This window comes from Nesterenkonia sp. E16_10 (genome assembly GCF_017347085.1).
Lineage (GTDB): Bacteria > Actinomycetota > Actinomycetes > Actinomycetales > Micrococcaceae > Nesterenkonia.
The window spans coordinates 60,938-84,090 of record NZ_JADPSA010000038.1 but is presented as its reverse complement, the minus strand read 5'-3'; the positions used below and the strand labels follow the sequence as shown (position 1 = coordinate 84,090).

Here is a 23,153-nt window from a genome sequence, read left to right as displayed (position 1 = left end):
ACTCCGCAGCAAGGTGCCCCCAGTGGGACTCGAACCCACACTGGACCGATTTTAAGTCGGTTGCCTCTGCCGATTGGGCTATAGGGGCAGAAGGCGGGCTGTCAGGGACAGCCCGCCTTCTCGTGCTCCGTCAAGGATGACTCAGGGTCAGCCCTTCGCGGCTTCCTTGGACTTCACGCCTCCGGCAGCTTCCTGGAACTGCCGGTAGGGGCTCTCGAGATCGCGCACCGGGGTGTAGTCCCGGCCCAGCACCAGCTCGTTGACCCAGCCGCCGATCACGCGCACCTTGCGCTCCACGGTGGGGATCGCCAGGGCGTGGTAGCCGCGGTGGGCCATCCAGGCGGGGAATCCGCTGATCTTGACCTTCAGCGGGTTGCCGACGCCCTGGAACATGCCCAGACCGGCGACAGCGCCGAGGGAATCGTGCTTGTACTCGTTGAGCTGCCCCTGGCCGTAGCTCGCGGCCAGCAGGTTCTTCGCCAGCACCTTGGCCTGGCGGGAGGCGTGCTGCGCGTTGGGCACGCAGGTGCCGTCGGGCAGGCCGCCGCCGCTGAGGTCGGGGATCGCGGAGATGTCACCGGCGGTCCAGGCGTTCTGCAGGACCTTGCCGTCTTCGTCGGCGATCTGCAGCGTGGCGGCACCGGTGACCCGGCCGCGCGGATCCACCGGGAAGCCGGACTTCTTGGCGACGACGTTGGCCGCGACGCCGGCGGTCCAGACCAGAGTGTCGGATTCGAAGCGATCGGCCTCGGACTTGTCCTTCATGTTGACCAGGCGCATCTCGCCGTCCACCACGGAGCCCAGCGAAGTGTTGAGCAGGACCTCGATGCCGCGGCCGCGCAGGTGCTCCACGACGCCGATCGCCTGATCCTCGGTGACCTCGGGCATGACCCGGCCCATGGCCTCGACCATGACGATGCGCACATCGGTCTGCCCGATGCGCGGGTTCACGGCCACGGCCGCACGGATGATGTCTTCCATCTCGGCGACGGTCTCGATGCCGGCGAAGCCGCCGCCGACCACGGTGAAGGTCAGGGCGCGGGACTTTGCCACCTCATCGGTCATCACCGAGGCGGCCTCGATGCGCTCCAGGATGTGGTTGCGCAGAGTCAGCGCCTCTTCGATGGTCTTCAGACCGATGCCGTGCTCGGCAAGACCCTCGATCGGGAAGGTCTTGGTGGTCGCACCGGCGGCCATGACGATGTCCTGGTACGGCAGCTCGACGGTCTCGCCCTGGGAGAGCTCCACGGTGGCGGTGCGGCCGTCGTGATCCACGGCGGTGACCTTGCCCGTGATGATCTCGGAGTCCTTGAGGTGGCGGCGGTGGGAGACGACCGCGTGGCGGGCCTCGATGTGGCCGCCGACGACCTCGGGAAGGAACGGCTGGTAGGTCATGTACGGCATCGGGTCGACGACGGTCACGATCCCGCCGGCGGCCTTCACCTTCTTCTGAAGCAGCTGTGCGGTGGTGAGACCGACATAGCCGCCGCCGACGATGAGGACACGAGGTTTCGCAGAAAGCGTCTGTGGAATAGCCATATGCCTCATCATATACGTAGCTCGATGGTGGGTGGTGAGGTCAGCTCAGGCCGCAGCGGCCGGGCGCGTCGCTCAGCTGTGGTCCTGGCGGCGGACCAGACGATAGTGGATCACGGCCATGGTCAGCACCGCCGCCACCAGCATCGCGGCGGCACCGACCGCCACGGGCCCGGCCCAGTCCTGCGCGGTGCTGGGCTGCCCCGGCTCCGGCATCGCGCGCGGCTCACCGTCGGGTCCGGCCACGACGCCGGCGTCCTCCGGGATCTCGTTGGTCTCGGTCGGCTCGACCTCGCCCCGGCGATGCACGCGCACCCATTCGGCCAGGGTCGGATACTGGGCCGCCTCGAAGGCCGGGACGTCGCCGGAGACCGCCTCGGCCACGTCGAGGACTCCATGTCCATACTCCGGGTCCACTCCCTCGGCCCCCTCGGAGTCTGCGGTGGAGAGCATCCGGTGCTTGACCTCCTGGGCGCTGAGCTCCGGGTTGGCGGCCCAGACCAGGGCGGCGGCTCCGGCGACGATGGGAGAGGCGCCTGAGGTGCCGTTCCATTGCATGTAGGCGTCCCCCGGCATTGCTCCGACCAGAGGTTCGGAGGCGGCGGCGATGCCGATCGCGATGCCCTGGGAGGAGGAGTCCGCGCTGATCTGACGGGACTCATCGACCCCGGCCACGGCGAGCACCCCCGGGATGGTGGCGGGGGCACCGACCGAGAGGTGTCCGGAGGCACGGTTGCCGGAGGCTGCGACGACGAGCACGTCGTTCTCCTCGGCGTAGAGGAAGGCCTCATCCCAGGCCTCGGGCCATTCCTGGAAGCCTGAGCCCAGGGACATGTTGATGATATCGGCGCCGTTGTCCACGGCCCAGGTCACGGCCTCGGCGATCTGTTCCTCGGTGCCACCGCCGTAGGGGTTGGGGTCCTGGAGCAGCAGCGAGACCGAGAGCAGGGAGGCCTCCGGAGCGACGCCGATCACGCCGTCGTCGAGGTCCTCGTCCTGGGTCAGCTCACGGGGCGCCGTGCGGGTCTCTTCGAACTCCTCCAGCGCATCGGCGTCGACCTCGTCCTGCCAGTCCTCGCCATAGATGCCCTCGAGCGAGGCCTCGAAGACCTCCCACCAGTCTTCCCATTCCTCTGCGTCGAGGTCCTCGAAGTCCTCGTCCACCAGTCTGGCGACGGCCTCAGCCTCTATAGAGGCGCCGCGGCCGGCCGCCAGGGACGCCACCAGCGTGCCGTGCTCGGTGGCGACCTGATCCACCGGGGCTCCGCCGTCGCCGGCGCCCGAGACGTCGGTGCCGCCGACCACGGCGCCAGAGAGGGTGGGGTGCCCGGAGTCCACCCCGGTGTCGATCACGGCGATGGTCATGCCCTCCCCGCGGGTGGTCTCCCAGGCCTCGGTGATGCCGTAGTCCTCGAGCCAGTACTGCTGGTCGCGCCACTGATCGGCGTGGGAGGCCGGAGCGGTCAGGATCATGCCGCTGAGCCCCAGGCCGAGGGCGAGTGCAGCACCGAGGGCACGGGAACCGGCTGTCATCCCCGGGGCTCCGCTGAAGCCGCGGAGGGAGCGCGCGCCTGAGAGTGCGCCAGGGACATCGCGATGCCGTCGAGGATGTCGTGCTCGGAGGCGACCGCTGAGACGATCCGCCCGTGGGTGACCTTGTTCAGGTAGTCCAGGATCGTGCCCCAGATCAGCGCGCCGGCGCCGATCACGTCGATCCGTCCGGGGTGCATGATCGGCATCTGGGCCCGCACGTCACGGGTCGAGTGCACCAGCTGCTCCACCGACTGGTGCAGGGTGTCCAGGTCGATCTCGGCGCCGTGGATCAGGTCCGGCTCGTAGTCCTCGAGCTTCAGCGCGTGGGCCGCCACGGTGGTGACGGTGCCGGCCACCCCGATGACCACCTCGGTCTCGTGCAGCGGCATCACCTCGGAGACGTTCTCCAAGAAGGAGAGCGTCTCGAAGCTGGTCATCGAGGTCTCGGTGTCGGTGGGCGGGTCGCTGCGCATATGACGCTCGGTGAAGCGCACGCAGCCCATGTCGGTGGAGATGGCGTGCTCGACCCCGGCCGAGGTGCCGAGCACGAACTCGGTGGAGCCTCCGCCGAGATCGACGACCAGGATCTTGCGCTCGGCGTCCCAGTCCAGCACCGAGGCGGCGCCGGCGAAGGACAGACCGGCCTCCTCGCTGCCGCGGATGACCTCGGGCTCCACGCCGAGCCGGTGCTTGACCCCGGCGACGAATTCGTCCCGGTTGGTCACGTCGCGGGAGGCCGAGGTGGCGACGAAGCGCACCGCCTCCACGTGGTGCCTGCGGATGAGTGCCCCGTAGCTGTCTACCGCCGCGAAGGTGCGTTCCAGGGCGCCGGCGGAGAACTCCCCGGTCTCGTCCACGCCCTCCCCCAGGCGGACCACGGTCATCTGCCGCACCACATCCTTGACCCGGCCGCTGGCCTCGACATCGGCGATCAGCAGCCGGATGGAGTTGGTTCCGCAGTCGATGGCAGCAACTCTCATGGGGGTGTCCTTCTCCTCGCCGGTATGGGTGAGCGGTCGACGGGCTGGCCGAACCGCGGGGGTCCTTGCCAGCACTCTATGCGGTCTCTTCGGGGTCCTGCGAGACCCGGTCCTGCGCGTCCGCGTCCTGTGTGCGGGCGAATCCCTGGTTCCTGCGGCGCACGTGTCGGCTCAGATCACGCTGCGGGACCGCAGCCTCGTGATCCCAGGAGGTGGCACAGATGCAGATCTGCGGGGTGAACTCCTCGGCGATGCGTTCCAACGCCTCATCACCGAGCGGGTTGATGCCGGGGCCGACCGCCAGCGAGTGCCCGACGAGCACATGCAGACACTTGACCCGATCAGGCATCCCGCCCGCGCTGATCCCCTCGATCTCCCAGACCGGGTCCAGTCCGGCGACTCTGCGCAGCCGTTCCCGCTCGGCAAGGTAGTTCTCGTGAGCTGCCCGGTGGGCTGCGGCGAGGTCGGCGTCGGTGCTCAGGCGCTGACTCATCTCGGCCATGAGCCCTGAGGCCTCGAGCCGGGAGACGGCGGCGGTGGCAGCCGGATGGGTCAGATAGAAGGTGGTCGGGAACGGAATCCCGTTGCTCAGCCGTGGCGCCGTGGCTGCCACCAGGGGGTTTCCGCAGGTGCAGCGGGCGGGGATCTCGACGACGTCGCGCACTGGCCTGCTCAGCTGCAGGCTCAGGGTGTCCAGATCGCTGGGGTGCGGGGTAGTCGAGTTCACGGGAGCCGAGTTTACTCCACCGCCGCGGCGGGTCGGCCCGGGCAGCGGCGGAGCGGTCTGCGGCGGGTCGGCTCAGTCCTCTGCGGCGGAGCGGACCAGGGAGTCCCAGAGCGCCTCGGCCCAGGGAAGGTCGTGGCGGACCTCGGTGGAGTCCAGCTGCTCGATGTCCTCGGTGCTCGCTCCGGGCTCACCCATGACCTGGTAGCGGCGCTCCCCCGGCATGACCAGGTTGATCCGCTCCCGGGCCTGCTGGCGGACGAAGTCCGGATCGTCCCAGCGCACCAGCTCCGACTGCAGCTCGGCCTGTTCCTGCTGCTCAGCGGCGATCTGAGACTCCAGCTCGTTCAGTTCCGAGCGCTGCTGGAAGAAGCTGTTCACGGTGGGGACCAGGAAGGAGATCACGACCAGCACCACGATGCTCAACAGGATCATCCGACCCGGAAAGGTCCGCTCGGGGACCGTCGTGGCAGCGCTGACCGGGGTCTTCACCGACCCGGCGGAGGCTGTGGAGCGTGTCTTGCGGCGGGCGGTGATGTCTGCGGGGGTCCGGATCTCACCGGAGACCTGCTCGCGTTCGGCGAGTCGACGCGCCTGTGCCGCGCGCGCTTTGGCCTCGGCTGACGAGGCACGTCTGTTGGGCAAGAGTTGTCACCGCCTTGAAGGGGGAAGCAGAGAGGTAGGCGTGGTCTCCCAGGATATCGGCAGCGCGCCTCGGGGCTCGGATCTGACACGCGAGCGGCTCGGGCGCGGGAGGATGATCCGGAACACGACGGGGCGCCTGGGCCTCGGGGCTCTGGTCGGAACCAGGACCCAGGGCCAGGCGCCCCGTCGTGTTCGGGCCTCAGCGATGCCGAGGAGCAGTGCGGGCTACGCGGTGAAGCGCGGGAACACCGAGGCTCCGGCGTAGCGCGCGGCGTCGCCGAGCTCCTCTTCGATGCGCAGCAGCTGGTTGTACTTGGCCACGCGCTCGGAGCGAGCCGGGGCACCGGTCTTGATCTGTCCCGAGTTGGTCGCCACCGCGATGTCAGCGATGGTGGTGTCCTCGGTCTCCCCGGAGCGGTGGGAGATCATCGTGGTGTAGCGGCTGCGCTGAGCCAGCGAGACCGCGTCGAGGGTCTCGGTGAGCGAACCGATCTGGTTGACCTTCACCAGCAGCGAGTTCGCCGTGTCTGCGGCGATGCCCTTGGCGAGGCGATCCGGGTTGGTGACGAAGAGGTCGTCGCCGACCAGCTGCACCTTGTGACCGATCTGTTCGGTGAGGGTCTTCCAGCCGGCCCAGTCGTCCTCGTCCAGCGGGTCCTCGATGGAGACCAGCGGGTAGGCGTCGACGAGCTCGCCGTAGTAGGCGCTCATCTGCTCGGGGGTCTTGGACTCACCTTCGAAGGTGTAGGCGCCGTCGGAGTAGAACTCGGTGGCCGCCACGTCCAGGGCCAGCGCGATGTCCTTGCCGGGGGTGTAGCCGGCGCGCTGGATCGCCTCGGTGATCAGGTCCAGTGCTTCTCGGTTGGAGGACAGGCTCGGCGCGAAGCCGCCCTCGTCGCCCAGCCCGGTGGCCAGACCCTTCTCCTTCAGCAGCGCCTTCAACGAGTGGTAGACCTCCACGCCCGAGCGCAGCGCCTCGGAGAAGGTGGCCGCGCCGATCGGGGCGATCATAAACTCCTGGATGTCGACGTTGGAGTCCGCGTGGGAGCCGCCGTTGAGGATGTTCATCATCGGCACGGGCAGCAGGTGCGCGTTGGGGCCGCCGAGGTAATTGTACAGCGGCAGATCCGAGGCGTCGGCGGCGGCCTTGGCCACTGCCAGGGAGACGCCGAGAATCGCGTTGGCGCCGAGCGAGCTCTTGTTCTCGGTGCCGTCGAGGTCCAGCAGGATCTGGTCGATGATCCGCTGCTCGGTGGCGTCCTGTCCTTCCAGCGCGGCGGCGATGACGTCGTTCACGGCGCCCACGGCGGCGGTGACGCCCTTGCCGAGGTAACGGTCCTTGTCACCGTCGCGGCGTTCGGCCGCTTCGAAGGCACCGGTAGAGGCGCCGGAGGGGACTGCGGCCTGGCCGAAGCTGCCGTCCTCGAGCAGGACATCGACCTCCACGGTCGGGTTGCCTCGTGAGTCGAGGATTTCGCGGCCGTACACGCTGACGATAAGAGACATATTCTGTCGGCTCCTTGTTGTTCATTCAGTGGGAAACTTTTCGGATGTGCCGAGCGCGCCCTTGCGCCGGTGCCTTGGGGATCGAGCTGTTGAGCTTCTCGCTCAGGCCATGCGGTTCAGGTGGCTGCGCAGCGCTCGCTCCGGGTCCTGGCCGTTCGCGCGTGCGGTCCGCACCACAGCAAACAGTAGTTCACCGAGCTCCGCCTCGTCAGCCGCCGCCAGCGTGGCCGATTCAGAGTTGGGGAGATGTTCATCGGGCTCCCGACCGAGCCGGTCGATGAGTTTCGCGGCCCTGGCCAGTGCTGGCAGGTGCACCGGCAGCGAGTCGACGACGGCGGTGAGGCCGCCGCCCTGGACCGGTGCCGCTGGTGCTGCGCCTGCCGGCGTCTGGTCCTCGAGAGCCTTCTCCTGGGCCTTGATCCGGGTCCAGGCGGCTTCGACCTGCTCGATGCTCGCGTGGGGGTCCACGTCCAGGCGGCCCTCCGCGGTGAAGACATGCGGGCTGCGCCGGACCAGCTTCGCGGTGATCGCCTGGGCCACCCCGTCGAGGTCGAAGCTGCCGCGCTCCTGGGCCAGCTGGGCATGCAGCGCGATCTGGAACAGCAGGTCCCCCATCTCCTTGCGCAGGCCCTCGCCGAGGCTGCCGGCCTCGATCTCCTCGAGCACCTCGTAGGCCTCCTCCACGAGGTACTCGGTGAGATCCTCGTGGGTCAGCTGGGAGGTCCAGGGGCAGTGTTCGCGCAGCCGGGCGATGACCCAGCGAAGCATCGCGATCTGGTCCTCCGCCGCGGGGCGAGGCTCGGACCGGTCACCGGGCTCAGGCTGGTCGCTGCGGCCGGTGCCGGACGCGTCGCTGCGGGGCCCGGACGCGTCGCTGCCGGACTCATCGCTGGGACTGGGGCTCACTGCCAGGCTTCGAGGATCATGCCGGCCAGTGCCTCGCGCTCCTCGTGACCCAGGAAGGAGGACTCCAGCGCGTTGATCTGGAAATCGGCGAGCTCACCCAGGCCGTAGTCGAAGGTGCTGGCGATCAGCGCGAGCTCTCCGGAGAGGGTCACCCCGGAGACCAGGCGGTTATCGGTGTTGACCCCGACGTTGAAGCCCAGCTGGTAGAGCATGTCGAAGGGGTGATCGCTGAGCTCCGGCGACTCGCCCTCGGCGAAGCCGGCGATGGCGCCGGTCTGCAGGTTGGAGGTGGGGCTGACCTCGAGGTGGACCTGGCGGTCGCGGACCCAGCGGGCCACCGGGCCGAGCTCGACCTGGAAGACCTCTTCTCCGGCCTCGGAGTCGGACTCGCCCTCGATCACGCTGATGTCCTCGGCGACGCGGACGCCGTGGCCCAGGCGCTGCGCGCGGCCCGAGACCAGCGCGTCGCGCACGGACTCGATGCCGTCGCCCTCGCCGGCGTGGACCGTGGTGGGAAGCATCTCGGTCGCGAGCCGGGTGAAGGCGTCGGCGAAGCGGCTGGGCGGGAAGCCCGCCTCGGGCCCGGCGATGTCGAAGCCGACCACACCCTTGTCCCGGTGACGCAGCGCGACCTCGACGATCTCATCGGCACGGTCGGACTGGCGCATCGCGGAGACCAGCTGGCCGACGACGATGACGCCGTCCTGCTCGGCGACGGTCTCCATGCCCTGGTTCAGCCCCTCCTGGACCGCTTCGACGGCCTCATCCAGGCTCAGGCCCTGCGTCTGGTGCTGCTCGGGGGCCCAGCGGACCTCGGAGTAGACGACGCCGTCCGCGGCCAGGTCTTCAACGTACTCCTTCGCGACCCGGCGCAGGTTCGGCGCGGTCTGCATCACGGCGGTGGTGTGCGCGAAGGCCTCCAGGTACTTCTCCAGCGAGCCGGAGTTCGCGTTCTGCCGGAAGCGCTCGGCGAGCTCCTCGGCGTCCTGGCTGGGCAGGTCGTGGCCGATCTCGGCGGCCAGCTCGATCAACGTCGCTGGGCGCAGCGAGCCGTCGAGGTGATCGTGCAGGGAGACCTTGGGCAGGTTGCGCAGCTGCTCTTCGAGCTTGGCGGCGGCGGTGCGGAGATCAGCGGCGGTAGAAGTCATGACGCCGAGTCTATCGAGGACGCGGACGGAAGTCGCCCGGGCGGTCTTGGGCGGGCAGCTCAGCGGCGGGGATGCTCCTGGTCGGCGTCGCGGTCCTCGTCCTGACCCCCGTCACGGCCCCGGTCATGGTCGCTGTCCTGACCCTCGTCATGGTCGCGGTCATGGTCCTCCCGGTCGCGGTGCAGCCGCAGCGGGGGCTCCACGGGCAGCGCCGCGGTGTCGAAGTAGCCCTCGGGGTCCAGGTGGACGCCCTTGCGGTCCAGCCAGCGGGTCAGCAGCCGGAAGAGCCGGTCGAAGATCCAGCCCAGCAGCACCGCGCCGGAGATCGAGACCGTCATCGCCACCAGCACCGAGTCGAAGATGTTCGCGCTGATCGCGCCGATCCCCACCGAGTAGGAGGCCCAGACCAGCGAGGCGATCGCATCGATCACCAGGAACCTGCGGAGCGAGAACCCGGTGGTGCCGGCGACGAAGTTGATCGCCACCCGTGCTCCGGGGATGAACCGGCCCACGAAGATCAGCAGCACTCCACGCTTGTCCAGCTCATGGCGCGCCCAGATCAGGGTGCGCTGGGGGGTGGGGCGGCGCATCCAGCCGAAGCGCATCGGGCCGATCGCGCGACCGATCCGGTAGGCGATGAAGTCTCCGAGCAGGGCTCCGGAGGCGGCCACCAGGATCACCCAGAGCAGGAACGGGGTGCCGGGCTCATCGGCGAGCGAGCCCAGCCCGACCACCAGCGAGTCTGAGGGCACCACCGGGAAGAACCCGTCGACCACGCAGAGCACGAACAGGCCCACCAGAGTCCACCATCCGGAAGCGGCCTCCAGGATGGTCTGGTTGATGACGTCGAGGAGCTCCCCGGGGCGCATCCGCGCGGCCTCAGTCGGTCAGGTCTGCCGCGCTGATGCGGCCGAAGACCAGATCGGGCGTCTCGTGCGGACCGGACTCGACGTCGACGTCCACGGCGCGCTCCAGCGACTGCTGCGCCCGGGCGATCCGGTGCTCGTCATCGGTGAGCAGGGTGAACAGCGGCTGGCCTTCGGTGATGCGGTCCCCGGGCTTGGCGTGCATCCGCACCCCGGCCCCGGCCTGGACGGAGTCCTGCTTCCGCGCCCGGCCGGCGCCGAGCCGCCAGGCGGCGAGCCCCACGGCCATCGCGTCCATCCGGGTGACGGTGCCGGAGACCCCGGCGTGGATCGTGTGACTGTGCACCGCCTGCGGCAGGGCCGCATCGGGGTCGCCGCTCTGTGCGGAGATCATCCGGCGCCAGGAATCCATCGCGCGTCCGTTGCGCAGGTTCTCCGCCGGGTCCACCCCGGTGATGCCCACGGCGGTGAGCATCTCCTGCGCCAGCGCCACGGTGAGCTCGACGACGTCGCCGGGCCCACCTCCGGCGAGCACCTCCACCGACTCTTCGATCTCGATGGCGTTGCCTGCGGTGAGCCCCAGCGGGGTGTCCATGTCGGTGAGCAGCGCGGAGGTCTTCACGCCGGCATCGGTGCCCAGCGCGACCATGGTGCGGGCCAGCTCCTCGGCCTCGGCGCGGGACTTCATGAACGCACCCGAGCCGGCCTTCACATCGAGCACCAGGGCGTCGGTGCCCTCGGCGATCTTCTTGGACATGATCGAGGAGGCGATCAGCGGGATCGCCTCCACCGTGCCGGTGACGTCGCGCAGCGCGTAGAGCTTCTTGTCCGCCGGGGCCAGCCCTGGGCCCGCCGCGCAGATCACGGCGTTGACCTCGTCGAGCTGACGCAGCAGAGCCTCATTGCTCAGATCCGCCTGCCAGCCGGCGATGGCTTCGAGCTTGTCCAGGGTTCCACCGGTGTGGCCGAGTCCGCGGCCGGAGAGCTGCGGGACGGGCACGCCGAAGCTGGCGACCAGCGGGGCCAGCGGGAGCGTGATCTTGTCGCCGACTCCCCCGGTGGAGTGCTTATCGGCGGTGAGCCGACGCGTGCCCTCGGGTGTGCGCAGCGAGGAGAAGTCCATCCGCTCGCCCGAGGCGATCATCGCGGCGGTCCAGTGCCCGATCTCCTGCCGGGTCATCCCGTTGAGCAGGATCGCCATGGCCAGCGCCGACATCTGCTCATCGCCGACGAACCCATCCGTGTAGGCGGCGATGATCCATTGGATCTGGTCCTGGGAGAGCCGTCCGTGGTCACGCTTGAGCCGGATCAGCTCCACGGCATCGTGGGCCGAGCGGTCATAGGTCATACCGGCAGCGGTCATCGCATCTCCAAGTCGTTGGTCTCAAGATCGCGGGGACCGAAAGATTCCGGCAGCAGCGCGTCCAGTGTGGTGGTGCCCCGCGCGGTGCGCACGTGCATGGTGGGGGCGGAGAACTCCAGCAGCAGCTGCCGGCAGCGTCCGCAGGGCGTGATGTATTCGCCCTGCCGGTTGACGCAGGTGAATGCCACGATCTTTCCGCCGCCGGACATCTGCAGGGCACCGATCATGGTGCACTCGGCGCAGAGGGTGAGCCCATAGGAGGCGTTCTCCACATTGCAGCCGGAGATGACCGTTCCGTCCTCGAGCAGCGCCGCAGCGCCCACCGGATAGTCCGAATAGGGCACGTAGGCCCGGGTCATCGCGATCCTGGCCTGAGTGGTGAGGCGCTCCCAGTCGGCGGCGTGGTCCGGCGCGGGGATCCGTGCGATGCGTCCGGTCAGAAAGTCATCGTCCTGAGTCATAGGGGACATCCTACGAGGACACGGAGGGGCCCGGGTGCCAATCTCCCGGCGGCAGGCGCGTCGGGCCCCGGCCGGTGGGCGCTACTTCCGGCGAAGCTCGTTGATCGCTCCGAGTGCCGTGGTCACCATGATCTTGGTGCCGTAGCCGATGCACCGCTCGTCGGGGACGTAGTCTCCGCGGTGCAGGTCGAAGTCGATGCCGCCCGGGGTCTTGGTCCCGAGCCGGAACATCGCGCCGGGAAGCTCCTGGGTCATCCAGGCGAAGTCCTCCCCGCCCATGGACTGCGGGGCCAGCTCCAGGCCCTCGGAACCGAGCACCTCTCGGCCTGCACGCTCCAGCAGGGCGGTCTCGCGCTCGTTGTTGATCACCGGGGGCACCCCGCGGATGTGCTCGAGCTCCACATCCACGCCCCATGGGGCGGCGACCTGCTCAACGATCTCATCCAGCAGCGCCCCGGCGTCGCGCCAGGCGTCGGCGTCGAGGATCCGCATGGTCCCGACCAGTGTGCCGTGGGCGGGGATGGCGTTGTGCGCGCTGCCGGCCTCGATCTGGCCCCAGACCAGCGAGACCGCGGAGCGCACGTCCACCCTGCGGGAGAGCACCGCCGGGACCGTGGAGGCGATGTGGGCCAGGGCGGAGACCATGTCCTCGGTCAGGTGCGGCCGGGAGGTGTGTCCGCCGCGTCCGGTGACATTGATCCGCACCACGTCGGCGGCGGAAGTGATGGCCCCGATGCGGGTCCCGATCAGTCCGACCTCGATGCGCGGGTCGCAGTGCAGCGCGAAGATCCGGGGCAGCGGTGCGAGCACGTTCTGGCGCACCATCTCCAGGGCGCCTCCAGGCATGGTCTCCTCGGCCGGCTGGAAGATCACCCGGACCCTGGCACCCAGGCCCGCCGGGTCGCCGTCGGTGATTCGCTGCTGGTGCAGCCGCTGGAGGCTCAGTGCGACTCCGAGCGCGATCGTGGTGTGGATGTCGTGGCCGCAGGCATGGGTGACGCCTGAGTGGGTGGAGGCGAAGGGCAGCTCGGTGAGCTCGCTCACCGGCAGCGCGTCGATGTCCCCGCGGAAGCCGGCGGCGAACTCCCCGGCGCCGATGTCCACGTAGAGCCCGGTGGTCTCGGGCATGAGCTCCGGCTCCAGCCCGGCCGCGCGCAGGGCGGCGGCGAGCCGCTCCGTGGTGCGCTCTTCCTTCCAGGAGAGCTCCGGGTGGGCGTGAAGGTCCCGGCGCATCTCGATGAGCGTGGCCTCCAGGTCCTCGACCACCTCGGCGGCCGAGGCATGGGCGGCCTTGAGCATCACCGCGGGGCGATCCGGCTCAGAGGACATCGGATTCTCCCTGTGCCCTCAGCGCCTCGACGGCCTGCTTCACCGACTGTGCGTGATCGGTGGTGGTGACCAGCAGCGCATCCGGGGTGTCGACCACCACGATGTTCTCGACCCCGATCAGCGCGACCACCCGCTGGGTGTCCGAGACGACGACGCCGGAGGACTGGTCCGAGTACACCCGGGCCTTCTCCCCCAGCACGGTCATCGACTCCTGCTCGCGCGCCGGGTTCAGCCGGGCGATCGCGGCGAAGTCTCCGACGTCGTCCCAGGTGAAGTTCCCGGGAATCACGGCGACGTCCCCGGCGGCCGCGGCGGGCTCGGCCACCGCGTAGTCGATGGCGATCTTGGGAAGCTCGGGCCAGACCCGCGCGGTGACCTCAGCCTGCTCGGGGGTTCCCCAGGCGGCCGCAATCTCGGTGAGCCCCGCATGCAGCACCGGCTCTGCGCGCGCCAGGTGCTCCAGCAGCAGCGCGACCGGGGCCACGAACATGCCAGCGTTCCAGAGGTACTCCCCGGAGGCGACGTACTGCTCGGCGAGCTCCTGGCCCGGCTTCTCGACGAACTCTGCGACCTCCCGTGCATTCGGGGCGCCCTCGATCGGTGCGCCATCGAACTGCAGCGGGGCGCCGCGGCGGATGTAGCCGAAGCCCATGGAGGGGTGGGTCGGCGCGATGCCGATGGTGACGATCTTGCCGGTCGAGGCCGTGGCCACGGCCTCGCGCACCGCCTCCTGGAAGATCTCCACCGGGGCGATGACCTGGTCGGCGGCGAAGGAGCCCATGATGATCTCGGGGTCACGTCGGTGCAGGATGGCGGCGGCCAGGCCGATGGCGGCCGCCGAATCCTTGGGCTCGGACTCCAGCACGAGGTCGCTGGCATCGAGCTCGGGGATCTGTACCCGCACAGCCTCGCGGTGGGACTCGCCGGTGACCACCATCACGCGTCGGCCGGTCAATGGGGCGAGCCGCTCATAGGTGCCACGGATCAGGGTGGTGCCGGAGCCGGTGAGGTCGTGAAGGAATTTCGGGGCGCTGGCTCGGGAGAGCGGCCAGAGCCGCGTGCCCACCCCGCCGGCGGGGATCACGGTATAGAACTTGTCCAAGGCTGCCTGTGAAGTCACTTCACCAGGGTAGACCCATCCGCCGCCCGACCCGATCACCCGCGCAGCGCGCGCGGCGCACCGGCCCGCGAGCCACTTCAGGACGCTCACAGAGTCCACTCCGGCGGACCGCCGCGCCATTTCGGAATTGCGTCCCCACATTGCGACTTTTCTACACGCTGTAGAAGTCATTTGGCGCGGACTGTCATTTCGCCGCCGAGCCTGGATCAGGTCCCTGCCCGGCGGCGCAACAATGCCTCCCGGCAGGCACCACGAGCCGCATCGGCCCCCGCGGTGCTCTAGTCTGGTATCTGACAACAGACTCGCGCCGGCGTCACGGATTCCGCACCGCCGCAGCGAAGTAGAAACGTACGTAACTGTGCGGCGCGGAACGCCATGCAACGATGCAGGGAGGTAACAACAGGTGACGCAGACAAAAGGCACCCTCTATAAGGGCCGGGAAGGTATGTGGTCCTGGGTAGGACACCGAATCACAGGTGTCGGGATCTTCTTCTTCCTCCTGGTCCACGTACTCGACACATCTCTCGTGCGAGTCTCGCCAGAGGCCTATGACGCGGTGATCGGCGCGTATAAGAACCCGATCATGATCGTCGGTGAGATCGGCCTGGTCGGCGCGATCGTCTTCCACGCGTTCAACGGCCTGCGGATCATCCTGGTGGACTTCTGGTCCCAGGGCACCCGCTACCACCGCCAGATGCTGTGGACCGTGATGGGCCTCTGGGTCATCACCATGATCGGCTTCACCGTCCGCCACTTGATGCTGTTCCTTGACGGCTGGGGAGGGTTCTGAAAATGACCACCACAAAATCTGACGCCCTCCTGCCCGCCCAGGGCATCGAGGCCCCCCGCTCGGGGCGGATCGATCCGAAGTACCTGCGCAGCGGCTCCTCGAAGTCCGGCAGCTTCGAGATGGCGGCCTGGGTCTTCATGCGCGTCTCCGGCGCCGCCCTGGTCGTCCTGATCTTCGTTCACCTCACGGTGAACCTGCTGGTGGGTGAGGGCATCCACCAGATCGACTTCGGCTTCGTGGCCGGCAAGTGGGCGAACCCGGTCTGGCAGTTCTGGGACCTGACGATGCTCTGGCTGGCGATGCTGCATGGCGGCAACGGCATGCGCACGATCATCAACGACTACGCGGAGAAGGACTCCACGCGGATGTGGCTGAAGTCCATCCTGTACCTCTCGGTGATCGTGATCATCGTGCTGGGCACCATGGTCATCTTCACCTTCGAGCCCTGCCTGCTCGATGGCTCCGGCCAGCTGCTCGAGTCCTCACCCTCCTTCTGCCAGAACGTCTGATGCCCGCCGGGGATGACCCGGTGCGCACATCTGCGCGTTCTCATGCTTCCGAACAAGAAAAGAGAGCCACAAGCTGATGCAGGTTCACAAGTACGACGTCGTCATCGTCGGCGCCGGCGGCGCGGGAATGCGCGCGGCCATCGAGTCCGGCCAGCGCGCGCACACCGCCGTGCTGACCAAGCTCTACCCCACCCGGTCCCACACCGGCGCGGCCCAGGGCGGCATGTGCGCCGCACTGGCCAACGTCGAAGAGGACAACTGGGAGTGGCACACCTTTGACACGGTCAAGGGTGGGGACTACCTGGTGGACCAGGACGCAGCGGAGGTCATGGCCAAGGAGGCCATCGACGCCGTGCTGGACCTGGAGAAGATGGGGCTGCCCTTTAACCGCACCCCCGAGGGCAAGATCGATCAGCGTCGCTTCGGCGGACACACCCGTGATCACGGCAAGGCCGCCGTGCGCCGCGCCTGCTACGCCGCAGACCGCACCGGCCACATGATCCTGCAGACGCTCTACCAGAACTGCGTGAAGCACAACGTCGAGTTCTACAACGAGTACTACGTGCTGGATCTGCTCACCGTGGATGAAGAGGTGACCCGTGAAGACGGCACCACCTACATGCAGAAGAAGACGGCCGGCGTCGTCTCCTATGACCTGGCCAACGGCGAGATCCACGTCTTCCAGGCCAAGTCCGTGGTCTTCGCCACCGGCGGTCTCGGAAAGATCTTCAAGACCACCTCCAACGCACACACCCTGACCGCCGATGGCATGGCGCTGGCCTACCGGGCCGGCATCCCGCTGGAGGACATGGAGTTCGTGCAGTTCCACCCCACCGGTCTGGCGGGTCTGGGGATCCTGCTCTCCGAGGCCGCTCGCGGCGAGGGCGCGATCCTGCGCAACTCCGAGGGTGAACGCTTCATGGAGCGCTACGCCCCCACGATCAAGGACCTCGCCCCGCGTGACATCGTCGCCCGGTCGATGGCCAATGAGGTGCGCGAAGGCCGCGGCGCGGGTCCGAACAAGGGCTACGTGCTCCTGGACCTGACCCACCTGGAGCCGGCGCACATCGATGCGAAGCTGCCCGACATCACCGAGTTCGCCCGCACCTACCTCGGTGTGGAGCCCTACACCGAGCCGGTGCCGGTCTTCCCGACCTGCCACTACGCCATGGGCGGGGTGCCGACCAACGTCAACGCCGAGGTGCTGCAGGACAACGACACCGTGGTTCCGGGTCTCTACGCCGCCGGCGAGGTCGCCTGCGTCTCGGTCCACGGATCCAACCGCCTGGGCACCAACTCGTTGCTGGACATCAACGTGTTCGGCAAGCGCGCCGGCCTGGCCGCCGCCGAGTACGCCTCCACCGCAGAGTTCGTGGACATCCCGGAGAACCCGACGGCGTTCACCGAGAACCAGCTCAACGCGATGCGCGCCTCCACCGGTGGTGAGCGCACGTCGACGCTGCGTACCGAGCTGCAGGAGACCATGGACGCGAACATGCAGGTGTTCCGCTCCGAGGAGACCATCAAGGAGGCCCTGGCGGTCATCGCCGACCTGCGCCTGCGCTATAAGAACGTGCAGATCCAGGACAAGGGCAAGCGCTTCAACCTGGACCTGCTCGAGGCGGTGGAGCTCGGATTCCTGCTCGACATGGCCGAGGTCATGACGGTGGCGGCCCTGCACCGCAAGGAGTCCCGCGGCGGACACTACCGCGAGGACTTCCCGGAGCGTGATGATGAGAACTTCATGCTCCACTCGATGATGTATCTGGACCCTGAGTCCTCGACCGATGGCACGAACGGCATCCGCGCCGACACCAAGCCGGTCGTCTTCACCCGTTACGAGCCGATGGAGCGTAAGTACTGATGAGCACTCCCACCAAAGAAGCCGCAGAGCCTGCGTCCAAGATCGACATGAAGGAGAGCGGGGGCGGGGGCGAGGTCCCCAGCTTCGACGTGACCCTTCAGGTGCGCCGCTATGACCCGGAGTTCTCCGACGAGGCGCGCTGGGATGAGTGGACGGTCACCATGTACGGCACCGACCGTGTGCTCGACGCGCTGCATAAGGTCAAGTGGGAGATCGACGGCTCGCTCACGTTCCGCCGCTCCTGCGCCCACGGCGTCTGCGGCTCGGATGCCATGCGCATCAACGGTCGCAACCGCCTGGCCTGCAAGGTGCTGCTCAAGGACCTGGACCTCTCCAAGCCGGTCCTGGTCGAGCCGATCAAGGGTCTGCCCGTGGAGAAGGACCTGATCGTGGACATGGAGCCGTTCTTCCAGTCCTACCGCGAGATCATGCCCTTCATGGTCAACAATTCCCCGGCCCCGACCGGGGAGCGGATCCAGTCACCCGAGGAGCGCGAGCGCTTCGACGACACCACCAAATGCATCCTCTGCGCCGCCTGCACCTCCTCCTGCCCGGTCTTCTGGACCGACGGGCAGTACTTCGGTCCGGCAGCGATCGTCAATGCGCACCGGTTCATCTTCGACTCCCGCGACGACGCCGGCGACATGCGCCTGGAGGTCCTCAACGACAAAGAGGGCGTGTGGCGCTGCCGCACCACCTTCAACTGCACCGACGCCTGCCCGCGCGGCATCGAGGTCACCAAGGCCATCCAAGAGGTCAAGCGTGCGGTGCTGAGCCGCAGCATGTAGTCCCGCTGGTCACGAGGTGGGGCGGCGGGCGCGATCGCGGCGCCCGCCGCCCCACCTCTTTTGCATCCCACGCCGGGAAGCGGTTAGGTGAGGTCATGGACAGATACGACCGGGCAGCCCGACATCTGAGCGACGTCGGGGTGGGAGGGGGCAGGAACCTCACGAACCTCGTGGTCGCCGCGGAGGCGCTGGACCGCGGCATCACCGTGCGCAAGGCCGCGACGAGCCGCCGGATGGTGCTCGAACACCAGGGCCGCTCGCGCACCTGGGCAGGCGGAAGCACGAACCACAACGACGACCTGGTCAAGAAGATCGCCTCCTATAAGGACGTGGCGAGCAGGCTCTTCCGCGACCTCAAGATCAGCGCCCCGGAGAACGCGGTCTTCACCGGCGCCGAATCGTCCCGCGCCTGGGCCTGGGCCTCTTCCTTCGGCCAGAGCGTGGTCAAGCCGCACAATGGCCGGCAGGGAGAGAACGTCCATGCCGGCCTGCAGACCGAGGACGAATTCCACCGCGCCTTCCGTCGCGTCGCCGCTGCGAACAGCCAGGTCCTGGTGGAGGAGTTCTACACCGGGGTGGAGCACCGTTGCCTGGTCGTGGAGGGCACCCTGGTCGCGGTCACACGCCGCCGGCCGGCCAGCGTGTTGGGCGACGGCAGGACCAGCATCAGTGACCTGGTCGCGGCGAAGAACCGGGACCGCGGCCCGATCCATAAGGATCTGATCCTCGACGCGGTCGCTCGGGAGTATCTTCAGTGCCACGGCTACCGGCCCGACTCGGTCCCGGAGGCGGAGCAGCGCATCTACCTGCGGAGCACGTCGAACCTGCACACCGGAGGCGATGCGGTGGATGCCACCGAGGAGATCCGAGACGAGGAGCGAGAACTCGTGGAACGGGCCTCCCAGGCGCTGCGCGGCCTGAGGATCGTCGGATTCGATGTGCTCCTGCCCCGCGGCGAGAACGACGTCCACCCTGCCTCGGTGCTCGAGATCAACGCCAGCCCGATGGTCTCGATGCACCACTTCCCCTGGTCCGGCCAGCCCCGTGATGCGGCGCGCCACGTGGTCGATTCGCTCTTCCCCCGCACCGTCCGGCGCTGACTCGTCCCAGTTGCTGCTCAGCGCCTGCTCAGCGGGCGGCTGCCACGGGTCCCAGGCGGCGGCTGCGGGCGTCGGTGGCCAGCGCCGCCCAGGCTGCGCAGAGCAGGTAGATCAGGCTGAGCAGGAAGAAGTAGACGAAGAAGCCCAGCACCGTGGCAAAGGAGGACACGATCAGGTTTCCGCCCTCGACCCCGCTGAGCAGGAAGGTGGAGAGCTGGCGCAGCACCGAGGAGCCGACGGCGGCGAGCAGCGCCGCCCGCCACAACACCGAGACCGGCATCACCACACGTGAGGCGACCCGGAAGATCAGGACCGCGACCAGCACATCGAGGATCAGCGGCACGGCGAGCGTGATCAGGGTGCCGACCAGTCCCTGAAGCACGTTCAGGTTCCAGCTCAGCACTTCTTCGCTGAAGTTCAGCACGGACTCCGAGAGCAGGCTGGTGGCCGTGGCGGCCAGCAGCATCGTGCCCAGCAGCAGCATCACCCCGAGGTCCCGGGACTTCACCAGCAGCACGTTCTCATCCATGAGCGGACGGTCGAAGATGCTCCGGATCCCGGCGCGGAGCCCGTTGATCCAGCTCAGCGAGGCCACCGCGGCGACCAGAAGTGAGACCACGAGGGTGAGTGTGAACCCATCGGTGTCGAAGAGCTGTTCCTGCGTGGCCAGCCCGTCCTCGCCGATCACCCCGGGCAGCGCGTCGTTGGTCAGCTCCACGATGGTGTCCTGCAGCTGCTGGTCTCCGCCGATCACCAGGCCTGCCACGGAGAATCCCGCCACCAGGGCGGCGGAGACGGAGAAGAACATCATGTAGGCCGCGCCGGCGGCCATCACCGTGCCGTAGTGGAACAGGAAGAGGTTCAGGATCCGCATCCCGCGGGTGGTGTCGAGGCGGGTGAGCCCCCAGAACAGGGTCAGCCCGAACATGGAAGCCCGGCCGCGACCCTCCCGCCGGGCGTGGCCCCAGGCACGCCGGGCCTTGACCTCGCGGCGGCGCAGCCCCTCCAGGTCAAGCGGGTTGACCATCCCGGAGACTTCCTCGCGGTCATTCATCGCCTTCGCGGCGGCCCGCGCGTGACCGGCGATGAGTCCGTGACCGCCGGTCCGCGGGCGCAGTCTGGAGGGGTTCTCGCTCACCCGGGGCTCCCCGCGCGGCTGCGGCGCAGGCTCACTGCGGGCTCGCTGGGAGGAAGCCGATCCTGTCATAGACCTGCGCGAGGGTCTCCCCCGCCACGGCCCGGGCCTTCGCGGCACCGGTGGCCAGCAGCGCGTCGAGCTGCGCCGGGTCCTCGAGCAGCTCCTCGGTGCGGTCGCGGATCGGGCCGAGCCTCGCCACGACCACCTCGGCCAGCTCCACCTTCAGATGGCCATACATTCGGCCCTGATACTCCTCGACGATCTGCTGCACCGGCCGGTCGGTGAGCGCGGAGTAAATGCTCAGCAGGTTTGAGATCCCCGGCTTCTCGGTCTGGTCGAACCGGATCTCGGCGCCGTCGTCGGTCACGGCAGACTTGATCTTCTTCGCGATCTGCTTATCGGTGTCCATCAGGTTCAGCAGCCCGGCCGGGGAGGCGGCGGACTTGGACATCTTCGCGGTTGGGTTCTGCAGGTCATAGATCCGGGCGCCGGTCTCCGGGATCAGCGGCTCGGGGACTCGGAAGGTCTCTCCATAGCGGTGGTTGAAGCGCTGAGCCAGGTTGCGGGAGAGCTCCACATGCTGCTTCTGATCGTGCCCCACCGGCACCCCGTGCGGCTGGTAGAGCAGGATGTCGGCCGCCTGCAGCATCGGGTAGGTGAAGAGTCCGACGCCGGCCGCGTCGGCTCCCTGCCGGGCGGACTTGTCCTTGAACTGGGTCATCCGCGCGGCTTCGCCCATCCCGGTCAGGCAGGTCATGATCCAGCCCAGCTGCGCGTGCTCCGGCACGTGGGACTGCACGAACACTGTGGAGCGCTCGACGTCGAGGCCCCCCGCGAGATACTGCGCGGCGGTCCGGCGCACCCGGGTGCGCAGCTCGGCCGGATCCTGCGGGACGGTGATCGCGTGCATGTCCGGGATGAAGAAGAAGGCGTCGTAGCGTTCCTGCATCTTCACCCAGTTGACCAGCGCTCCAAGGTAGTTGCCCAGGTGCAGGGAGTCAGCCGAGGGCTGCATCCCGGAGAGTACGCGCTCAGTCACAGCAGTTCCTTCGTGTCGTCGGGCAGGGTTCAGGGTCGTGCGTCAGGGTCAGGGTCAGGCGCCAGTCGTGAAGCGTCAGGTGTGAAGCCGGGCTCAGGGCAGCTGGTAGTCCACGACGAGCGGGGCGTGATCGGACCAGCGCAGCGAATAGTCCTGCGCCCGGTCCACGCGCAGGTTGCCGGCCAGCTCAGCCAGGCCCGGGGTTGCCATATGGTAGTCGATCCGCCAGCCGGTGTCGTTGTCGAAGGCCTTCCCGCGGTAGGACCACCAGGTGTAGGGCCCCTCGACCTCGCCGGCCAGGGAACGCGCGACGTCCACGTAGCCGAGGTCCTGGAAGTACTGGTCGAAATAGGCGCGCTCCTCGGGCAGGAAGCCGGAGTTCTTCACATTGCCCTTCCAGTTCTTGATGTCGAGCTCCCGGTGACCCACGTTGAGATCACCCATGACCAGCAGATGATCGGTGCGCCCGGCAAGCCTCGGGAGGTACTCGCTCATGTACTGCAGGAACCGCATCTTGTGCTCCTGCTTGGGCGTTCCCACCTCGCCGGAGTGCACGTAGACGCTGACCACGGTCAGCGTGGAACCGTCTTCGAGGGCGTAGTCTGCTTCGATCCAGCGGCCCTCGTCCTCGGGGTGGCCGTCGCCGATCCCGTTGCGGGTGGCGATGGGGGCGCTGCGCGAGATGATCGCGACGCCGGCCCGGCCCTTGTCGGCGGCCTCGTACTCGTGGACGTGCCAGGTCTCGCCCATGGGCTCGGTCATGTCGGTGACCAGCTTGGTGAGGATCTCCTCGTTGGCGCGGACCTCTTGGAGCGCGAGGATGTCGATCTCGCGCTCGGCCAGCCATTCGCCCATACCCTTGCGGTGCGCGGCGCGGATCCCGTTGACATTGACCGAGGCGATCCGGGTCTTCCCGGCAGGCTTGGGGTCGATGATGCGGTGCGGGTGCTCGCCGAAGTCTGGTGCCTCCGCCGCGGTCTCCGCGCCGGGTGAAGTCGCTGCGCCGGGTGAAGTCGCTGCGGTCGTGGCTGTACCTGTGGAAGTCTCGGTCACGTCGGGTCCTCTCAGTTGACGATCTCGCCGGTGATCGGCTCATCGTCGTTGTTGTTGCGCTTCTTCGCGCGGCGCGACTGGTCGCCACGCTGCTCGCCCGATTCGCCGCCGGAATCCTGCCCGGCGTCGCGACTGCCGCGCCCGACGTGCTCGGCGAGCATGTCGCGACCGTTGCCGGCGGTCATCTCGATGGTGTCGAGCGCCCGCTCCACCATGGCCAGGTCCGCCTCTTCGGCTTTGGCGAGCTCCTGGGTGATCACCCGTTTCTGCACCTGGACGATCTTGAAGGAGTGGTCGAGCTTCAGGTTCCGCGCGTGGGTGTCCTCGTCGACCACCGCGGTGCCCCCGAGCGTGTCGGCACGCCGGGAGGCGGCGTCGGCGCGCGCGGAGTCCAGGGTCTGGCCGAACTTCTTGGCCCCGGAGCGCACCGAGATCACCAGCACGGTGGCCAGCAGCAGCCAGCCGCCGGCGACGACGGCGATGATCCAGCCGATCACGTCGTTCTGGTTGGCGGCGAAGATCAGCGCCACCAGCAGCACGGTGATCATCACCGCGAAGCTGATGCCGGAGGTCCTCCGGCCGAAGTTCCTGAGGGTTTCCTGCGCACCAGATGCGCCACCTGTGGGCAGTGACTGCTGAGAACTCATGCGCCTGATTATCCCTGTGATCAGGCTCGGATGGCGAATCGCGCCCTGTGCCGAACGGGCCGGGTGCCCGAGGCCGCATGAAACCTGCCCCACCAGGTGAGGGCAGGG

The 23,153-nt window shown here is 68.3% G+C and carries 22 protein-coding genes and 1 tRNA gene; 5 read left to right on the top strand and 18 right to left on the bottom strand.

Translation table 11 applies throughout. The annotated features are described in order from the left end of the window. Positions 1-14: 14 nt before the first annotated feature. The 14 genes from I2487_RS12315 to I2487_RS12250 all read right to left on the bottom strand — a co-directional run bounded on the left by I2487_RS12315 (position 15) and on the right by I2487_RS12250 (position 14,117). Positions 15-88: transfer RNA gene (locus tag I2487_RS12315), tRNA-Leu, on the bottom strand. A gap of 59 nt (positions 89-147) precedes the next feature. Continuing rightward, positions 148-1,539 carry an NAD(P)/FAD-dependent oxidoreductase gene (locus I2487_RS12310; RefSeq protein WP_207169610.1) on the bottom strand — a complete coding sequence of 464 codons (1,392 nt, stop codon included), beginning with the start codon at positions 1,537-1,539 and terminating at the stop codon, positions 148-150. 72 nt (positions 1,540-1,611) lie between these two features. Continuing rightward, entirely contained in the window at positions 1,612-3,069 is a 1,458-nt protein-coding gene (locus I2487_RS12305) for a S8 family peptidase (RefSeq protein WP_255546330.1), read from the bottom strand. Then, the gene (locus I2487_RS12300) at positions 3,066-4,049 is read right to left on the bottom strand and encodes a Ppx/GppA phosphatase family protein (RefSeq protein ID WP_207169611.1); all 984 of its coding nucleotides are present in this window, start codon (positions 4,047-4,049) and stop codon (positions 3,066-3,068) included. The genes I2487_RS12305 and I2487_RS12300 overlap by 4 nt, the downstream gene beginning before the upstream one ends. Before the next feature lie 76 nt (positions 4,050-4,125). Continuing rightward, the gene (locus I2487_RS12295) at positions 4,126-4,821 is read right to left on the bottom strand and encodes a DUF501 domain-containing protein (RefSeq protein WP_218624110.1); all 696 of its coding nucleotides are present in this window, start codon (positions 4,819-4,821) and stop codon (positions 4,126-4,128) included. Positions 4,822-4,848: 27 nt separating this feature from the next. After that, positions 4,849-5,418, bottom strand: a complete 570-nt coding sequence (locus I2487_RS12290; RefSeq protein WP_207169613.1) for an FtsB family cell division protein — start codon at positions 5,416-5,418, stop codon at positions 4,849-4,851. A 225-nt stretch (positions 5,419-5,643) separates the two neighbouring features. Further along, positions 5,644-6,924 (bottom strand): phosphopyruvate hydratase, encoded by a 1,281-nt coding sequence (gene eno / locus I2487_RS12285; protein WP_207169614.1) that lies wholly within the window; start codon positions 6,922-6,924, stop codon positions 5,644-5,646. A gap of 102 nt (positions 6,925-7,026) precedes the next feature. Next, positions 7,027-7,830, bottom strand: a complete 804-nt coding sequence (locus tag I2487_RS12280) for a MazG nucleotide pyrophosphohydrolase domain-containing protein (RefSeq protein WP_345941423.1) — start codon at positions 7,828-7,830, stop codon at positions 7,027-7,029. Next, a complete protein-coding gene (locus I2487_RS12275; RefSeq protein ID WP_207169615.1) occupies positions 7,827-8,978 on the bottom strand; it encodes an adenosine deaminase in 1,152 nt (383 codons plus the stop codon). Before I2487_RS12275 ends, I2487_RS12280 begins: the two co-directional genes overlap by 4 nt. 59 nt (positions 8,979-9,037) lie before the next feature. Then, entirely contained in the window at positions 9,038-9,847 is an 810-nt protein-coding gene (locus tag I2487_RS12270) for a DedA family protein (protein WP_207169616.1), read from the bottom strand. A 10-nt stretch (positions 9,848-9,857) separates the two neighbouring features. Continuing rightward, the gene (locus I2487_RS12265) at positions 9,858-11,207 is read right to left on the bottom strand and encodes a thymidine phosphorylase (RefSeq protein ID WP_255546329.1); all 1,350 of its coding nucleotides are present in this window, start codon (positions 11,205-11,207) and stop codon (positions 9,858-9,860) included. Next, a complete protein-coding gene (locus I2487_RS12260; protein WP_207169617.1) occupies positions 11,204-11,668 on the bottom strand; it encodes a cytidine deaminase in 465 nt (154 codons plus the stop codon). Before I2487_RS12260 ends, I2487_RS12265 begins: the two co-directional genes overlap by 4 nt. A gap of 81 nt (positions 11,669-11,749) precedes the next feature. Continuing rightward, positions 11,750-12,967, bottom strand: a complete 1,218-nt coding sequence (locus I2487_RS12255) for an amidohydrolase (protein ID WP_207169686.1) — start codon at positions 12,965-12,967, stop codon at positions 11,750-11,752. 19 nt (positions 12,968-12,986) lie between these two features. After that, positions 12,987-14,117 carry a mannose-1-phosphate guanylyltransferase gene (locus tag I2487_RS12250; RefSeq protein WP_345941422.1) on the bottom strand — a complete coding sequence of 377 codons (1,131 nt, stop codon included), beginning with the start codon at positions 14,115-14,117 and terminating at the stop codon, positions 12,987-12,989. A 403-nt stretch (positions 14,118-14,520) separates the two neighbouring features. Between I2487_RS12250 and sdhC the strand changes: the two genes are divergently transcribed. The 5 genes from sdhC (at position 14,521) to I2487_RS12225 (ending at position 19,168) form a co-directional block, all read left to right on the top strand. Next, the gene (gene sdhC / locus I2487_RS12245; RefSeq protein WP_084479674.1) at positions 14,521-14,907 is read left to right on the top strand and encodes a succinate dehydrogenase, cytochrome b556 subunit; all 387 of its coding nucleotides are present in this window, start codon (positions 14,521-14,523) and stop codon (positions 14,905-14,907) included. A gap of 2 nt (positions 14,908-14,909) precedes the next feature. Further along, entirely contained in the window at positions 14,910-15,416 is a 507-nt protein-coding gene (locus I2487_RS12240) for a succinate dehydrogenase hydrophobic membrane anchor subunit (RefSeq protein ID WP_207169618.1), read from the top strand. A 76-nt stretch (positions 15,417-15,492) separates the two neighbouring features. Beyond that, entirely contained in the window at positions 15,493-17,280 is a 1,788-nt protein-coding gene (sdhA, locus tag I2487_RS12235; protein WP_207169619.1) for a succinate dehydrogenase flavoprotein subunit, read from the top strand. Beyond that, positions 17,280-18,068, top strand: a complete 789-nt coding sequence (locus I2487_RS12230; protein ID WP_207169620.1) for a succinate dehydrogenase iron-sulfur subunit — start codon at positions 17,280-17,282, stop codon at positions 18,066-18,068. The genes sdhA and I2487_RS12230 overlap by 1 nt, the downstream gene beginning before the upstream one ends. Before the next feature lie 95 nt (positions 18,069-18,163). Beyond that, the gene (locus I2487_RS12225) at positions 18,164-19,168 is read left to right on the top strand and encodes a hypothetical protein (RefSeq protein ID WP_207169621.1); all 1,005 of its coding nucleotides are present in this window, start codon (positions 18,164-18,166) and stop codon (positions 19,166-19,168) included. 28 nt (positions 19,169-19,196) lie between these two features. Here the strand turns inward: I2487_RS12225 and I2487_RS12220 are convergent, their stop codons facing one another. The 4 genes from I2487_RS12220 to I2487_RS12205 form a co-directional block, all read right to left on the bottom strand. Next, entirely contained in the window at positions 19,197-20,306 is a 1,110-nt protein-coding gene (locus tag I2487_RS12220) for a YhjD/YihY/BrkB family envelope integrity protein (RefSeq protein ID WP_207169622.1), read from the bottom strand. Positions 20,307-20,337: 31 nt separating this feature from the next. Beyond that, on the bottom strand, positions 20,338-21,378 hold the full coding sequence (trpS, locus tag I2487_RS12215; protein WP_518523726.1) for a tryptophan--tRNA ligase: 1,041 nt from the start codon (positions 21,376-21,378) through the stop codon (positions 20,338-20,340). 60 nt (positions 21,379-21,438) lie between these two features. Next, positions 21,439-22,200 (bottom strand): exodeoxyribonuclease III, encoded by a 762-nt coding sequence (locus tag I2487_RS12210; protein WP_518523725.1) that lies wholly within the window; start codon positions 22,198-22,200, stop codon positions 21,439-21,441. Positions 22,201-22,409: 209 nt separating this feature from the next. Beyond that, entirely contained in the window at positions 22,410-23,045 is a 636-nt protein-coding gene (locus I2487_RS12205) for a hypothetical protein (RefSeq protein WP_207169623.1), read from the bottom strand. Positions 23,046-23,153: the final 108 nt, after the last annotated feature.

Bases quoted from the DNA above. Each gene is read 5' to 3' on its own strand.
- I2487_RS12310 (WP_207169610.1), bottom strand. From the start codon at position 1,539: ATGGCTATTCCACAGACGCTTTCTGCGAAACCTCGTGTCCTCATCGTC.
- I2487_RS12305 (WP_255546330.1), bottom strand. From the start codon at position 3,069: ATGACAGCCGGTTCCCGTGCCCTCGGTGCTGCACTCGCCCTCGGCCTG.
- I2487_RS12300 (WP_207169611.1), bottom strand. From the start codon at position 4,049: ATGAGAGTTGCTGCCATCGACTGCGGAACCAACTCCATCCGGCTGCTG.
- eno (WP_207169614.1), bottom strand. From the start codon at position 6,924: ATGTCTCTTATCGTCAGCGTGTACGGCCGCGAAATCCTCGACTCACGA.
- I2487_RS12275 (WP_207169615.1), bottom strand. From the start codon at position 8,978: ATGACTTCTACCGCCGCTGATCTCCGCACCGCCGCCGCCAAGCTCGAA.
- I2487_RS12270 (WP_207169616.1), bottom strand. From the start codon at position 9,847: ATGCGCCCCGGGGAGCTCCTCGACGTCATCAACCAGACCATCCTGGAG.
- I2487_RS12265 (WP_255546329.1), bottom strand. From the start codon at position 11,207: ATGACCGCTGCCGGTATGACCTATGACCGCTCGGCCCACGATGCCGTG.
- I2487_RS12260 (WP_207169617.1), bottom strand. From the start codon at position 11,668: ATGACTCAGGACGATGACTTTCTGACCGGACGCATCGCACGGATCCCC.
- I2487_RS12255 (WP_207169686.1), bottom strand. From the start codon at position 12,967: ATGCTCAAGGCCGCCCATGCCTCGGCCGCCGAGGTGGTCGAGGACCTG.
- I2487_RS12240 (WP_207169618.1), top strand. From the start codon at position 14,910: ATGACCACCACAAAATCTGACGCCCTCCTGCCCGCCCAGGGCATCGAG.
- sdhA (WP_207169619.1), top strand. From the start codon at position 15,493: ATGCAGGTTCACAAGTACGACGTCGTCATCGTCGGCGCCGGCGGCGCG.
- I2487_RS12230 (WP_207169620.1), top strand. From the start codon at position 17,280: ATGAGCACTCCCACCAAAGAAGCCGCAGAGCCTGCGTCCAAGATCGAC.
- I2487_RS12225 (WP_207169621.1), top strand. From the start codon at position 18,164: ATGGACAGATACGACCGGGCAGCCCGACATCTGAGCGACGTCGGGGTG.
- I2487_RS12210 (WP_518523725.1), bottom strand. From the start codon at position 22,200: ATGGGCGAATGGCTGGCCGAGCGCGAGATCGACATCCTCGCGCTCCAA.
- I2487_RS12205 (WP_207169623.1), bottom strand. From the start codon at position 23,045: ATGAGTTCTCAGCAGTCACTGCCCACAGGTGGCGCATCTGGTGCGCAG.